Raw genomic sequence first — 14,864 nt, forward strand, 5'->3', positions numbered from 1 at the left:
TAATGAAGAGTAGAATTAAGTTTCAAATAATTTGAAGGATCAAGATTGTGAAAATAATCTCAATTTTTTCACAAAAAGGGTTGTAATTTTCTGAAAATTTGATAAAATAAGTCTTAATCATTTTCAGGAGGAAGAGAATTTGACAAATTATCAGAATTTAGTAAATGGAAATTGGAAATCATCTGAAAAGGAAATTACAATCTATTCACCCATTAATCAGGAAAAGCTGGGAACAGTACCAGCTATGAGTCAAGCTGAAGTAGATGAGGCTATGAAGGCTGCGCGTGCAGCTCTCCCAGCATGGCGTGATTTAGCACCAGTTGAGCGTGCAGCCTATTTGCATAAGACAGCAGACATTTTGGAACGTGATAAAGAAAAAATTGGTACAATTCTTGCCAAAGAGGTTGCTAAAGGGATAAAAGCAGCCATTGGAGAAGTAGTACGTACAGCAGATTTGATTCGTTTTGCTGCAGAAGAAGGTCTCCGTATCACTGGACAAGCAATGGAAGGTGGCGGTTTTGAAGCTGCAAGTAAAAACAAACTAGCCGTTGTCCGTCGTGAGCCAGTTGGTGTCGTTTTAGCTATCGCGCCATTTAACTATCCAGTTAACCTTTCTGGATCTAAGATTGCTCCGGCTTTGATTGCAGGAAATGTCGTCATGTTTAAACCACCAACACAAGGATCTATTTCTGGTCTCTTGTTGGCTAAAGCATTTGACGAAGCAGGAATCCCAGCAGGTGTCTTTAACACCATCACTGGACGTGGTTCTGAGATTGGGGACTACATCATCGAACACAAGGAAGTGAACTTCATTAACTTTACAGGTTCAACACCGATTGGTGAGCGTATTGGTCGTTTAGCTGGTATGCGCCCGATTATGCTTGAGCTTGGTGGGAAAGATGCAGCAATTGTCTTAGAAGATGCAGATTTAGAAAATGCAGCTAAGCAGATCGTAGGTGGTGCCTTTAGCTACTCTGGTCAGCGTTGTACCGCTATCAAACGTGTTTTGGTTGTGGAAAGTGTAGCGGATAAATTGGCTGAATTACTTCAAGCAGAAGTTGCTAAGCTAACCGTTGGTGACCCATTTGACAATGCTGATATCACACCTGTTATTGATAATGCTTCAGCTGATTTTATCTGGGGATTGATTCAAGATGCTCAGGAAAAGGGTGCCAAAGCGCTCAGTCCAATCAAACGTGAGGGCAATCTCATTTGGCCAGGACTTTTTGATTATGTCACAAGAGATATGAAATTAGCATGGGAAGAACCGTTTGGACCTGTTCTCCCAATTATCCGTGTTGCTGATGCGGATGAAGCGGTAGCAATTGCCAATGAATCTGAGTTCGGTCTTCAATCCTCTGTCTTTACAAATGACTTTAAGAAGGCATTTGAAATCGCTGAAAAGCTTGAAGTCGGTACTGTTCATATTAATAACAAAACACAACGTGGACCAGATAATTTCCCATTCCTTGGTGTAAAGGGTTCTGGTGCAGGAGTGCAAGGGATTAAATACAGCATTGAAGCAATGACAAATGTCAAATCCATTGTTTTTGATGTGAAATAATTTCTAAAATCAGGAAATAACATTCCTGATTTTTATTTTTACTAAAAAATCCAGTTAAAAATTGAAAAATAACGAATGTTTTGATATTATACTAAGAAAATATATGCAAATCGTTTATTTTTTCAACAATTAAATGAAAAATTATATAATGTTAAGATATATTTTCTAAAATTTTCAAGATATTTTTTAAGAAATTCCGTAAACTGCTTGAAAGTTCTTTTAAAAGATAGTATAATAGAATTATAGAAAACGCTTACAAAAAGAAAGGGGATTGGATGAATAATCAAGAAGCATTGAGAACCTTCACTACTGGAGAAAATTTTCATCTCCAGCACTATCTAGGAGCACATAAAGAGGAAAAAGACGGAGAAATTGGTTTTACTTTCCGTGTTTGGGCACCTAACGCTCAGGCTGTGCACTTAGTTGGTGATTTTACAAACTGGACAGAGCACCAAATTCCTATGGTACGGAATGAATCGGGTGTTTGGGAAGTCTTCACAAGTCTGGCTCATGAAGGGCAGATTTATAAGTATCATATCACGCGTGCAAATGGGCACCAGATTATGAAAATTGATCCATTGGCGGTTCGTTTTGAAGCCCGCCCAGAGACTGGAGCCATCCTGACTGATATTCCAGAGAAAAAATGGAAAGATGGTCTTTGGCTAGCTAGGAGAAAACGCTGGGGCTTTTTTGAGAGACCAGTCAATATTTATGAAGCCCACGCTGGATCTTGGAAGAGAAATCCAGATGGTAGTCCATACAGCTTTGCACAACTCAAGGAAGAACTCATTCCATACCTTGTTGAGATGAATTACACTCACATCGAGTTTATGCCTTTAATGGCTCACCCGCTTGGATTGAGTTGGGGCTACCAGCTTATGGGTTACTTTGCTATGGAGCATTCTTACGGGCGACCAGAGGAATTCCAAGATTTTGTTGAGGAATGTCATTTAAACAATATCGGTGTAATTGTGGATTGGGTTCCAGGTCATTTTACCATCAATGATGACGCTCTTGCTTATTACGATGGAACACCAACTTTTGAATACCAAGACCACAACAAGGCCCATAACTACGGTTGGGGAGCTCTTAACTTTGACCTTGGGAAGAATGAAGTCCAGTCCTTCTTGATTTCTAGCATTAAATTCTGGATTGAATTTTATCATTTAGATGGTATTCGAGTGGATGCAGTCAGCAATATGCTCTACCTAGACTATGATAATGCTCCTTGGACTCCAAACAAAGACGGTGGCAATCTCAACTACGAAGGCTACTATTTCCTTCAACGTTTGAACACTGTTATCAAGTTAGCTCATCCAGATGTGATGATGATTGCAGAAGAAAGTTCATCAGCAACAAAGATTACTGGTATGAAAGAAATGGGCGGTCTAGGATTTGACTACAAGTGGAATATGGGGTGGATGAACGACATTCTCCGTTTCTACGAGGAAGACCCGATTTATCGTAAGTATGATTTTAATTTGGTAACCTTCAGCTTCATGTACGTTTTCAATGAAAACTACCTCTTACCTTTCTCACACGATGAAGTCGTGCATGGTAAGAAAAGCATGATGCACAAGATGTGGGGAGATCGATACAATCAATTTGCAGGTTTGCGAAATCTCTACACTTATCAAATTTGTCATCCAGGTAAGAAACTCTTGTTCATGGGAAGCGAATATGGTCAGTTCTTAGAGTGGAAGTCTGAGGAACAGTTAGAATGGTCTAACTTGGAAGATCCAATGAATGCTAAAATGAAATACTTCACTTCTCAACTCAATCAATTCTATAAAGAGCATCGTTGCCTTTGGGAAATTGACACCAGCTACGACGGCATCGAAATTATTGATGCGGATAATAGAGATCAGAGTGTCCTTTCCTTTATTCGTAAGAGTAAAAAGGGTGAAATGCTAGTCTGTGTCTTTAATATGGCGCCTGTTGAACGAAAAGACTTTACAATCGGACTTCCTGTCGCGGGAGTTTATGAAGAAGTTTGGAATACAGAATTGGAACAATGGGGTGGTGTCTGGAAAGAATACAACCAAACGGTTCAAACTCAAGAAGGATTATGGAAGGATTATGAGCAGACCTTGACCTTCACCTTGCCAGCTATGGGGGCAAGTATCTGGAAGATTAAACGTCGCTTGAAACCAACTAAAACTGTCACAAATAAAACCCAAAAAGGAGTAGAAAATGAAGAATGAAATGCTAGCTTTGATCCTTGCCGGTGGGCAAGGAACACGTCTCGGAAAACTCACTCAAAGCATTGCCAAACCAGCAGTGCAATTCGGTGGGCGCTACCGTATCATTGACTTTGCTCTTTCCAACTGTGCTAACTCTGGGATTCACAATGTCGGTGTGATTACACAATACCAGCCTCTTGCCTTGAACAACCACATCGGAAATGGTTCGAGCTGGGGACTAGATGGCATTAATACAGGTGTTTCTATCCTTCAACCCTACTCTGCAAGTGAAGGAAACCGTTGGTTTGAAGGGACTAGCCACGCTATCTACCAAAACATTGACTACATCGACAGTGTTAACCCAGAATATGTTTTGATCCTTTCTGGTGACCATATTTACAAGATGGACTATGATGACATGCTTCAGTCTCATAAGGACAACAACGCCAGCTTGACAGTAGCTGTTCTAGATGTGCCTCTCAAAGAAGCTAGTCGCTTTGGTATCATGAATACAGATGCCAATAATCGTATCGTTGAATTTGAAGAAAAACCAGCTCAACCTAAGTCTACTAAAGCTTCTATGGGGATTTATATCTTTGATTGGCAACGTCTCCGTAATATGCTAGTAGCCGCTGAAAAGAACAAGGTAGATATGTCAGACTTTGGTAAAAACGTTATTCCAAATTACCTTGAGTCTGGAGAAAGCGTTTATGCTTATGAATTCAAAGGCTACTGGAAAGACGTTGGTACTATCGAGTCTCTATGGGAAGCAAATATGGAATACATTGATCCAAATAACGCTTTGGATAGTCGTGATCGTCAGTGGAAAATCTACTCACGGAACTTGATTTCACCACCAAACTTTATTGGAAAACACGCTCATGTAGAAGATTCTTTAGTTGTGGATGGCTGTCTCGTGGATGGAACTGTTAAGCATTCTATTCTCTCAACAGAAGCGCAAGTACGTGAGGGTGCTGAAGTAGTAGACTCTGTAATCATGAGTGGTGCCATTATCGGAAAAGGTGCAAAAATTAAACGTGCCATCATTGGTGAAGGTGCTGTTATTTCTGAAGGTGTCGAAATTGATGGAACAGACGAAGTACAAGTAGTAGGATATGATGAAGTAGTGGGGGTAGCAACAGATGAAGATTGATAAATATTCAGCCATTTTAGGAAACACCGTTGGTTTTCACGATATGTCAACTTTGACAGATCATCGTCCAGTAGCCAGCTTGCCATTTGGAGCAAAATATCGTTTGATCGACTTCCCTCTCTCTAGCCTTGCAAATGCTGGTGTTCGTAGTGTCTTTGGAATTTTCCAACAAGACAATATCAGTTCAGTCTTTGACCACATTCGTTCAGGACGTGAGTGGGGCTTATCTACCCTTCTCAGTCACTACTATCTAGGTATTTATAATACGCGTGTTGAAAGTAGCACAGTTGGGAAAGAATATTACCAACAGCTTCTCACTTATTTGAAACGTTCAGGATCAAATCAGACGGTTGCACTTAACTGTGATATCGTGGTGAATATTGACCTCAATCAAGTATTCCATTTACATACTACTGCCGGTCGTCCGATTACAGTTGTTTATAAGAAATTACCTAAAAAGGATATTTCAGATGTTAATGCCATCTTGGAAGTCGATGAAACAGACCGTGTTCTTTCTCATAAACTTTTTGATGCCAAATCAACAGATGAACTTTTCAACATGTCTACAGATATATTCGTCGTTGATACTCCGTGGTTGATTAAGCGTTTGGAAGAAGAAGTTCAAAAAGAATACCCAGAAAAATTACGCTATGTTTTACGTGAGTTGGCAGCTAAAGAAGGTGCTTTTGCTTATGAATACACTGGCTACCTAGCCAATGTTCACTCTGTTCAATCCTATTATCAAGCCAATATTGATATGCTGGAGTCTCAAAAATTCTACTCTCTCTTCTCACCTAACCAAAAAATTTATACCAAGGTTAAGAATGAAGAACCAACTTACTACTCAAACACCTCTAAGGTAAGTACTTCGCAGTTCGCCTCTGGTAGTATCATAGAGGGTGAAGTAGTTCAGTCGGTCCTATCACGTAATATTCACGTTCATAAGGATAGTCTAGTTAAAGACAGTCTTCTCTTCCCACGTGTTGTGATTGGTCAAGGTGCCCAAGTTGAGTATGCAATCTTGGACAAAGGGGTTGAAGTTGCTGACGGTGTCGTTATTCGCGGTACTGCAGAACACCCAGTTGTAGTCAAAAAAGGCGAAAAAGTTACAGAGGATATTCATTCATGAAAATTTTATTCGTAGCAGCAGAGGGTGCGCCCTTTTCAAAAACAGGTGGTTTGGGAGACGTCATTGGCGCTCTTCCCAAATCACTGGTAAAGGCAGGGCACGAAGTTGCGGTTGTTTTACCTTACTATGACATGGTAGAGGCTAAGTTCGGCGACCAGATTGAGGATGTTCTTCACTTTGAAGTGAGTGTAGGATGGCGTAGACAGTACTGTGGTATTAAGAAGACCGTCTTGAATGGTGTTACCTTCTACTTCGTAGACAATCAAACGTATTTCTTCCGAGGTCATGTTTACGGAGATTTCGATGATGGTGAACGTTTTGCCTTCTTCCAACTGGCTGCTCTTGAAGCCATGGAGCGAATTGATTTCATTCCAGATATTCTCCATGCCCATGATTATCACACCGCTATGATTCCTTTTCTCTTGAAGGAAAAATACAGATGGATTCAGGCATATCAAGGAATCAGAACCGTCTTAACTATTCATAATTTAGAATTCCAAGGTCAGTTTTCTGAAGGGATGTTGTGGGATTTGTTTGGAGTCGGTTTTGAACGTTACGCTGATGGGACCCTTCGTTGGAATGACTGTCTTAACTGGATGAAAGCAGGTATTCTCTACGCGGATCGTGTCTCAACAGTATCTCCTAGTTATGCACATGAGATTATGACCACTCAGTTCGGTTGCGGTTTGGACCAGATTCTTCGCATGGAGTCAGGTAAGGTTTCAGGTATTGTCAATGGTATTGACGCAGATCTTTATAATCCTCAAACAGACCCACTTTTAGACTATCATTTTGATAAGGAAGATTTGTCTGGAAAAGCTCAAAACAAAGCAAAATTGCAAGAGAGAGTTGGTCTACCTGTGAGAGCAGATGTTCCTCTAGTTGGGATCGTCTCTCGTTTGACGCGCCAAAAAGGTTTTGATGTTGTGGTAGAAAGCTTGCACCGTTTCTTACAGGAGGACGTTCAAATAGTCCTTTTAGGAACAGGTGACCCGGCTTTTGAACATTCTTTCTCTTGGTTTGCTCAAGTCTATCCTGACAAGCTATCAGCAAATATCACTTTTGACGTCAAACTTGCTCAAGAAATCTACGCAGCCTGTGATCTATTCCTCATGCCAAGTCGTTTTGAACCATGCGGCTTGTCTCAAATGATGGCTATGCGTTATGGAACTCTACCATTGGTTCATGAAGTGGGTGGATTGCGTGATACTGTTCAAGCTTTCAATCCGATCGAAGGAACTGGTACTGGATTTAGCTTCGACAATTTAACACCATACTGGCTTAACTGGAGTTTCCAAACAGCCTTGGATGTTTATAAGAACCAGCCGGACGTTTGGAAAAATCTACAAAAACAAGCTATGGAATGCGATTTCTCATGGGATACAGCCTGCAAATCTTACCTGGACTTGTACCATAGTTTAGTCAACTAATAGATAAAATCGTATGATTCTTTCATACGATTTTTGGGCTGTTTAGAGAAGAGGAGAAGTAATGACGCAAGTAAAAGGCCTCTGTATCATGGATGTTGATGGCACCCTGATAGCAGAGGAAGTGATTGATCTTTTAGGAAGAGAAGCAGGTTGCGAAGAAGAAATATCGCAGATTACAAGACAGGCAATGCGAGGTGAACTGGACTTTGAAAGGAGTTTGCGAGAGAGAGTCGCTTTGTTAAAAGGTCTTCCGATCTCGGTCTTTGATAGAGTTTTCAAATCCATCCATCTGTCCCAAAATGTTCAAAAATTTATTTCCATACTTCAAAACAAGGGCATTCTAGTCGGTCTAGTGTCTGGTGGATTTAGTCCGATTGTTGAGAGATTAGCAGAATCCCTTGGTATCTCCTATTTCTCTGCCAACCAGTTGGAAGTCAAAGACGGCTTTTTAACAGGTAAATTAGTTGGTGACATTGTGACAGCCCAAGTAAAACAAGCTATTCTTGAGAAATGGAGAAAGGAATTAGGACTTTCCAAAGAAAGAACGATTGCCATCGGTGATGGAGCTAATGACCTCTTGATGTTAAAGTCAGCAGGTCACGGTATAGCCTTTTGTGCCAAGGAGGTCGTAAAAGCTGAGATAGCTTGTCATGTAGATACGAGGGATCTTTTAGAAGTTCTTTATCAGATTGAATTCTTAGATTGAGAGGGAACTATGAAAATTGTAATTGCACCCGATTCTTTTAAAGAAAGTTTGACGGCTGAACAGGTCGCTCAAGCTATAAAAAAAGGCTTCGAACAGTCAATAGCGGATGTAGAATGTCTGCTTTGCCCTGTAGGTGATGGTGGGGAAGGAACCGTAGATGCTATTCGACATTCTCTTGAACTCGAAGAAAAATGGCAAGAGGTTACGGGATCTTTTGGTCTAAATGAAGCAATGCGTTACTTTCAAAAAGGTCAAATAGCGCTCTTTGAAGTTGCTGACTTGGTTGGTCTTGGAAAGATTCCGCATGAGAAACGAAATCCTCTTCATATCCAAACCAGAGGTATTGGAGAGCTGATTCGCCATCTCATTGATCAAGGAATGAAGGAAATCTATATCAGTGTAGGTGGTACGGCTAGTAATGACGGTGGGATAGGCATTGCTGCTGGTTTAGGTTATTGTTTTTATGATAAGAATGGAAAAGAATTGCCAGCTTGCGGTCAGACTTTGCTTGAGTTCGAGTCAATTTCAGACAGCGACTTGTATAGGATTCCTGAAGATGTGAAGATTCGCATTTTAGCAGATGTCGTGAGCCCTCTATGTGGTCATCAAGGGGCAACCTATACATTTGGAAAACAAAAGGGCTTAGATCCTGCTTTGTTTGAGACAGTAGATCTGACTATACAGCGGTTCTATGAAAAAGTCTCACCTGCAACATTAAAACTTATAGGAGCAGGAGCTGGGGGTGGCATTGCGGCTGGGCTCTGCGCCTTTGCTGAGGCCAGTATCGTATCTGGGATTGATACTTGCTTGGATTTGATTGACTTTGACAAGAAAGTTGCAGGTGCTGACTTGGTTATAGTTGGAGAAGGGAGACTGGACAGTCAAAGCCTTGCTGGAAAAGCTCCCATCGGTGTAGCAAAAAGAACCCCTAACGGAGTTCCTGTTATTGCTATTTGTGGTAGTCTTGCTGACGATTTGCCTCCCCTACCATTCGAAAATATACAAGCCGCCTTTTCCATTTTAGAGAAAAGTGAACCTTTGGAAGACAGTTTGAAAAATGCAAGTCTCTATTTGGAGCACACAGCTGCTAATATTGGTCGTTTATTAAAGTTGAGGAAGGATTAACCAAACCATTTTTTCCAGATGGATTTTTTAGGTGGCTCTGCCTTTTTCTCTTCCCAGAGGCTTGAGAATGCAAGTCTGATGTCCTTTTCATCTACTTGAACAGGTTCATTTGTATGAATGACAAGGCCAAAAGGAGAGGTGATATGATCGTCTGAAACAATAGTCGCCTGGCAGTTGCTTTCCTTTGCTTGTTTTAAGTAAAAGACCTGTTTGTCAAACTCGATATTTGGAGAGATCTTCACAAAAAGTGCCTCTACCTTTTCTTGAAAACCCTCTAAAATAGAGAAAAATCCATGTTCTAATTCAGGACTATTGGCAGTACTGATATCCGCGTAGCCAAGAACTCTTTCCTCGAAAGTCCCGAGATATCGGCGTTGTTCGTCAGGGTTTAATTTCGGTCCACCATGAGCTTTTTCTAGTAGTCGTTTTGATAAATCTGTCATAAAAACAGTATATCACAAAAATCGCAAGAAAACAGACAAAAGAAAGCGATTACTTTATAAAGTTAAGGAAAATTTGCACAAAGATAACGTTTTTTCTTGAAAAACGCTTATTTTTAAGGTATCATAGAGGTGTAAAAAATTTAACTCAAAGGAGAGTAAAAAATGTCAATTATTACTGATGTTTACGCTCGCGAAGTCCTAGACTCACGCGGTAACCCAACACTTGAAGTAGAAGTTTATACTGAATCAGGTGCTTTCGGACGTGGTATGGTTCCATCAGGAGCTTCTACTGGTGAACACGAAGCAGTTGAACTTCGCGACGGTGACAAATCTCGTTACGGTGGTCTTGGTACACAAAAAGCTGTTGACAACGTAAACAACATCATCGCTGAAGCTATTATCGGCTACGATGTACGTGACCAACAAGCTATTGACCGTGCTATGATCGCACTTGACGGTACTCCTAACAAAGGTAAATTGGGTGCAAACGCAATCCTTGGTGTGTCTATCGCTGTAGCTCGTGCTGCTGCTGACTACCTTGAAATCCCACTTTACAGCTACCTTGGTGGATTCAACACTAAAGTTCTTCCAACTCCAATGATGAACATCATCAACGGTGGTTCTCACTCTGACGCTCCAATCGCTTTCCAAGAATTCATGATCGTACCTGCTGGTGCACCATCATTCAAAGAAGCTCTTCGTTGGGGTGCTGAAATCTTCCACGCTCTTAAGAAAATCCTTAAATCACGTGGTTTGGAAACTGCCGTAGGTGACGAAGGTGGATTCGCTCCTCGTTTCGAAGGAACTGAAGACGGTGTTGAAACTATCCTTGCTGCGATCGAAGCTGCTGGATATGTTCCTGGTAAAGACGTATTTATCGGATTTGACTGTGCTTCATCAGAATTCTACGATAAAGAACGTAAAGTTTACGACTACACTAAATTCGAAGGTGAAGGAGCAGCTGTACGTACTGCTGCAGAACAAATCGACTACCTTGAAGAATTGGTAAACAAATACCCAATCATCACTATCGAAGATGGTATGGACGAAAACGACTGGGATGGTTGGAAAGCTCTTACTGAACGTCTTGGTGGTAAAGTTCAATTGGTTGGTGACGACTTCTTCGTAACAAACACTTCTTACCTTGAAAAAGGTATTGCAGAAGGTGCTGCTAACTCAATCCTTATCAAAGTTAACCAAATCGGTACTCTTACTGAAACATTCGACGCTATCGAAATGGCGAAAGAAGCTGGTTACACTGCCGTTGTATCACACCGTTCAGGTGAAACTGAAGATTCAACAATCGCTGACATCGCAGTTGCAACAAACGCAGGACAAATCAAGACTGGTTCACTTTCACGTACAGACCGTATCGCTAAATACAACCAATTGCTTCGTATCGAAGACCAACTTGGTGAAGTAGCTGAATACCGTGGATTGAAATCATTCTACAACCTTAAAAAATAAAATAGTTCAGTGAACTATTTTATCCCGAACCTTGAAATTCAAAAGTTCGGCAGTTGATTTAACAACGTTTGAAGCCCCTCGGATTTTATCCGAAGGGCTTTTTGTGTGCAATACTCAAAAATGAAAAATAACTTATGGTATAATAGACAAAAACACTTGTATTAGAAAGAAACTATGTCTAAAGAAATTGATATCGAGTATTACCACCAGTTAGCCTTGCAAAAGCAAAAGGAGCACCGAAAAGTGTTAGCCGATCTAAAGAAAAAACCTCCTAAAAACTTAGATAAGATAGCTCAGCAAATTCACCAAGAAGTTTTTTCTGAGATTGATTGCACTGCCTGCGCGAACTGTTGCAAGACCTTGGGACCCGACTTTAAGGAAGCCGATATTACTCGCATTGCTAAGTATTTCAAGATGAAATTACCAGCCTTTGAAGCTGAGTTTTTACAGGTAGATGAAGATGGGGATAAGGTTTTTAAATCTATGCCTTGCCCCTTTCTAGGAGGAGACAATCTCTGTTCTATCTATGATGTTCGTCCAAAGGCCTGCCGAGAATTTCCCCATACAGACCGTAAAAAGATCCATCAAATCAACCATTTGACGATTAAGAACACCTTGACCTGCCCAGCAGCTTATCTCTTTGTTGAGAAATTAAAGGATAGGTTATAGAAATATACACCTCTGAATCTTGTACAAATATTCTAGGGCGGAAGTATCTGATATCTGATAGACTATAGATAGAATTGAACATGGCCTAAAAGCTGTGTGAAAAAGATAAAATTTCCTAGGACCAGAAACTCCAGCGTCAATTTTCCTATTTTCACTTTGCTTTTAACGTCTTTTGTATCTTGTGGAGGTAAGAAGAAACGAATATGATGCATCAATTCAATCAAACCATGGATTATTTGGAGCAGCAACTGACTTCAGAAGTGGATATGAAAAGATTTCAACAGCTATCTGGCTATTCTTATCCTCTCTTTAGCAGGCTCTTTTCCATCCTAGCAGATATGACTTTAGCAGAATATTTGCGCAATCGCAGGCTGTCAGAAGCTGTGACAGACTTGCGGGAAAGCACTGAGAAAGTCATTGACATAGCGCTGAAATACGGCTATGACTCTGCGGATGCCTTCAGCGCAGCCTTTAAGAAATTCCATGGTGCGACCCCCTCAGAAGTTCGAAATGGAAAACCTTATCGGGTCTTTCCTAGACTTCAATTATCCTTAAAGATTACAGGAGGAAAGAACATGGATATCAAGATTCAAAAGAAACCTGCTTTTACCGTGGCAGGCGTTCTATTGGAAGCTATTGACAATAGCCAATGCCCGTCTGCATGGGAGCAGCTTTATGCAAATCACAGCTTTGAAAGTCTAGAGAGTCTGGGAAGTGGCCAATCCTTTGGTCTCTGCTCGGATGTGAAAGAAGGCGAAATCATTAACTACATGGCGGCTTATGATGTGACGGATAAAGCGAAAGCAGAAGAACTAGGTCTGTCAATCAAAGACATCCCAGCAGCTGAATATGCTATCGTCCCAGTCAAAGGTCCTATACCAGCTAGCATTCACAATGCTTGGAAGTATGTTTTGGAGGTTTTTTTCCCAGAAACAGGCTATCGCCACTCAGGAGCGCCAGATTTTGAAGTCTATACTGAAGGAGATATGTCGTCACCAGACTATCAAATGGAACTCTGGATACCAGTAAGCAAGGACTAGATAATTTTCTATTTTTTATAAAGATGGAAAGCTGACTCTGTAGAAGGTATCTTTTACAGAGTTTTTCTTTGTTTGAGAAATAACTTATGCAAAAAAGAATTACAATTTAATTTAAATTTAAGTATAAAGAAATTCATGTCTATAAATCAAACATACCATAATTTTTGTTTGGATTTTATGGGGCATACGAATAGTTTTCTCGGTATAATAGTCCCATAGAAGATAAGGAGGCAGGAATATGCAGATGTATTTTGGAGATGTGTCGCTTTGCTATAGCTATTCATTGGCAATGGCACTAGAAACCTATGGTTATGACTTTAAAGCAGAGTTTTTAGAGGCAATTATGGTGATGGGAAATGGCGCTAGTATCGTGAAGGAAGATGAGGTGCACCCTTTAGTATTCTTTGATAATGGAATGCCAGACCTTTCCATCTCTCATTCCTTAAAAATACTTGGGTTTGACTTTGAAGAATTCTATCTAAAAGATGGAGCGGAAGTAGATTTGGAAGAGGTTAAAGGAAAGTTGGAAACGTTTCTGTCTAATGGACCTGTCGTACTGGGTCCTCTTGATATGGGCCATTTGACTTACAATCCCAATCACACAATCCTTTATGGTGTAGATCACTTTGTAACTGTGTATGCTGTTGATGGTCAGCATCTCTATTTGCATGATCCAGCTGGTTTTGCCTGTATGAAGGTTACTTTTAATGACATTTTAGAAGCTTGGAAGGCGGAAGCTATTGACTATAAGCGTGGAGCATACTCCATGTGGGGAAATTTTAAGAAGGTCAAGAGTCCTAGTCAGACTGAAATCTATCAGGAAACAGCAAGGATTATGAAGAACCGATATCTGAATGGTCAAAACGGTGTTTTGGAATGCTATGCAAAAGCAGTTGCTGAAAACGGCTTAAATACGGAGCAAAAGCAATTGCATCAGTATTTCAGCTTTAAACTTGCTGCTGTTCGAAATCTCTATCTCAGTAAATTCTTAAAAAACCATGATCCCGAAGGGGTAAGGTTAAAAGAAGAATTGGCTACTCTATTTGGTCAAGCCCACCTTTCGTGTTTAAAAGAAGATTACCAAGGACTGTCCCACTTGCTCTATCAGATAGCTGAAGTGGATGACCGCTTTAGAGATTTATATGTAAAGTAGTGACTATAAGCATTAAAAAATAGTTAGTAAAAGCAGTTTTTCGTAAAATGAAGAACTGCTTTTTGATTATGGTTATGGTATAATGAAGTAAGAAAATACCTCAACCTACTAGAAAATGAAGGGAGAACGCCTATGCCAAGACCAAGAACAAAAGAGGAGCTAATGCTAGCCTCTAAGGAAAACTATGAAAAGCTCAATCACTTTATCTCTAAATTAAGTGAAGAGGAACTACAGACTCCTTTTGATTTTTCAAAAGACCAAAAGAAAAAAGAAGCTCACTGGAAAAGAGATAAAAATCTACGGGATGTCCTGATCCATCTCTATGAATGGCATCAGTTACTTTTGACCTGGGTACATTCCAATCAAAAGGGTCATGAAAGACCTTTTCTCCCTGAACCTTATAATTGGAAAACTTATGGGGGAATGAATGTCGCATTTTGGAAGAAGCACCAGAAAACGTCTTTAGAAGAAGCGACTAGACTACTAGAGCAATCGCATGAAGAGGTTTTAGAGTTGTTGGAAGGCTTCAGCAATGACGAATTGTTCACAAAAGGTGTCTATAAGTGGACGGGTGGGACAAGTCTTGGCTCCTACTTTGTGAGTGCCACTTCCAGTCACTATGACTGGGCTCTAAAAAAACTCAAAGCTCATCAGAAAAATTGTAAGAATAGCTAGTTGAAGTGCTATTGAAATTCACTAAAGGTTCTTCTAAGCTTCGAATAGCTTAGTTCTCGTGATTTTAGAGCTCTTCTAGCTTTAGAATCCTTCAAAAATTAAAATTTAAGGCTATCATAGACTTAGA

The 14,864-nt window shown here is 40.4% G+C and carries 13 protein-coding genes; 12 read left to right on the forward strand and 1 reads right to left on the reverse strand.

Annotated features, from left to right (window positions below; all coding sequences use genetic code 11):
• Nucleotides 1-139: 139 nt before the first annotated feature.
• The 7 genes from HT680_RS03455 to HT680_RS03485 all read left to right on the forward strand — a co-directional run bounded on the left by HT680_RS03455 (nt 140) and on the right by HT680_RS03485 (nt 9,290).
• Nucleotides 140-1,564, forward strand: coding sequence for an NADP-dependent glyceraldehyde-3-phosphate dehydrogenase (locus tag HT680_RS03455; RefSeq protein WP_173258269.1), 1,425 nt, complete (start codon nt 140-142; stop codon nt 1,562-1,564).
• Between the two features lie 275 nt (nt 1,565-1,839).
• Nucleotides 1,840-3,768, forward strand: a complete 1,929-nt coding sequence (gene glgB, locus HT680_RS03460; RefSeq protein WP_038806126.1) for a 1,4-alpha-glucan branching protein GlgB — start codon at nt 1,840-1,842, stop codon at nt 3,766-3,768.
• Nucleotides 3,758-4,900: a glucose-1-phosphate adenylyltransferase gene (locus tag HT680_RS03465; protein WP_061416830.1), complete on the forward strand. Its 1,143-nt coding sequence runs from the start codon at nt 3,758-3,760 to the stop codon at nt 4,898-4,900. Before glgB ends, HT680_RS03465 begins: the two co-directional genes overlap by 11 nt.
• Entirely contained in the window at nt 4,890-6,029 is a 1,140-nt protein-coding gene (gene glgD / locus HT680_RS03470; RefSeq protein ID WP_000687022.1) for a glucose-1-phosphate adenylyltransferase subunit GlgD, read from the forward strand. Before HT680_RS03465 ends, glgD begins: the two co-directional genes overlap by 11 nt.
• Nucleotides 6,026-7,459 (forward strand): glycogen synthase GlgA, encoded by a 1,434-nt coding sequence (gene glgA, locus HT680_RS03475; RefSeq protein WP_173258271.1) that lies wholly within the window; start codon nt 6,026-6,028, stop codon nt 7,457-7,459. Before glgD ends, glgA begins: the two co-directional genes overlap by 4 nt.
• 61 nt (nt 7,460-7,520) lie before the next feature.
• On the forward strand, nt 7,521-8,165 hold the full coding sequence (gene serB / locus HT680_RS03480) for a phosphoserine phosphatase SerB (protein ID WP_173258274.1): 645 nt from the start codon (nt 7,521-7,523) through the stop codon (nt 8,163-8,165).
• Nucleotides 8,166-8,174: 9 nt separating this feature from the next.
• Nucleotides 8,175-9,290: a glycerate kinase gene (locus tag HT680_RS03485; protein ID WP_173258276.1), complete on the forward strand. Its 1,116-nt coding sequence runs from the start codon at nt 8,175-8,177 to the stop codon at nt 9,288-9,290.
• Here HT680_RS03485 and HT680_RS03490 read toward each other — a convergent pair.
• Nucleotides 9,287-9,733: a DUF1694 domain-containing protein gene (locus HT680_RS03490; protein WP_173258278.1), complete on the reverse strand. Its 447-nt coding sequence runs from the start codon at nt 9,731-9,733 to the stop codon at nt 9,287-9,289. The two genes, HT680_RS03485 and HT680_RS03490, sit on opposite strands and share 4 nt — an antisense overlap.
• A gap of 162 nt (nt 9,734-9,895) precedes the next feature.
• Between HT680_RS03490 and eno the strand changes: the two genes are divergently transcribed.
• From eno to HT680_RS03515, 5 genes are all read left to right on the forward strand, one after another.
• Nucleotides 9,896-11,200, forward strand: coding sequence for a surface-displayed alpha-enolase (gene eno / locus HT680_RS03495; RefSeq protein WP_000022821.1), 1,305 nt, complete (start codon nt 9,896-9,898; stop codon nt 11,198-11,200).
• A gap of 174 nt (nt 11,201-11,374) precedes the next feature.
• Nucleotides 11,375-11,869 (forward strand): YkgJ family cysteine cluster protein, encoded by a 495-nt coding sequence (locus tag HT680_RS03500; RefSeq protein WP_173258280.1) that lies wholly within the window; start codon nt 11,375-11,377, stop codon nt 11,867-11,869.
• Nucleotides 11,870-12,072: 203 nt separating this feature from the next.
• Complete coding sequence (locus HT680_RS03505) at nt 12,073-12,909, forward strand: AraC family transcriptional regulator (RefSeq protein WP_000972223.1); 837 nt, start codon at nt 12,073-12,075, stop codon at nt 12,907-12,909.
• Between the two features lie 238 nt (nt 12,910-13,147).
• Nucleotides 13,148-14,062, forward strand: coding sequence for a hypothetical protein (locus HT680_RS03510; protein ID WP_001178528.1), 915 nt, complete (start codon nt 13,148-13,150; stop codon nt 14,060-14,062).
• 132 nt (nt 14,063-14,194) lie between these two features.
• Nucleotides 14,195-14,737: a ClbS/DfsB family four-helix bundle protein gene (locus tag HT680_RS03515; protein ID WP_038806122.1), complete on the forward strand. Its 543-nt coding sequence runs from the start codon at nt 14,195-14,197 to the stop codon at nt 14,735-14,737.
• The last annotated feature ends 127 nt before the right edge of the window (nt 14,738-14,864 follow it).

It is taken from the genome of Streptococcus sp. 5905, assembly GCF_013276505.1.
Classification (GTDB): Bacteria; Bacillota; Bacilli; order Lactobacillales; family Streptococcaceae; genus Streptococcus.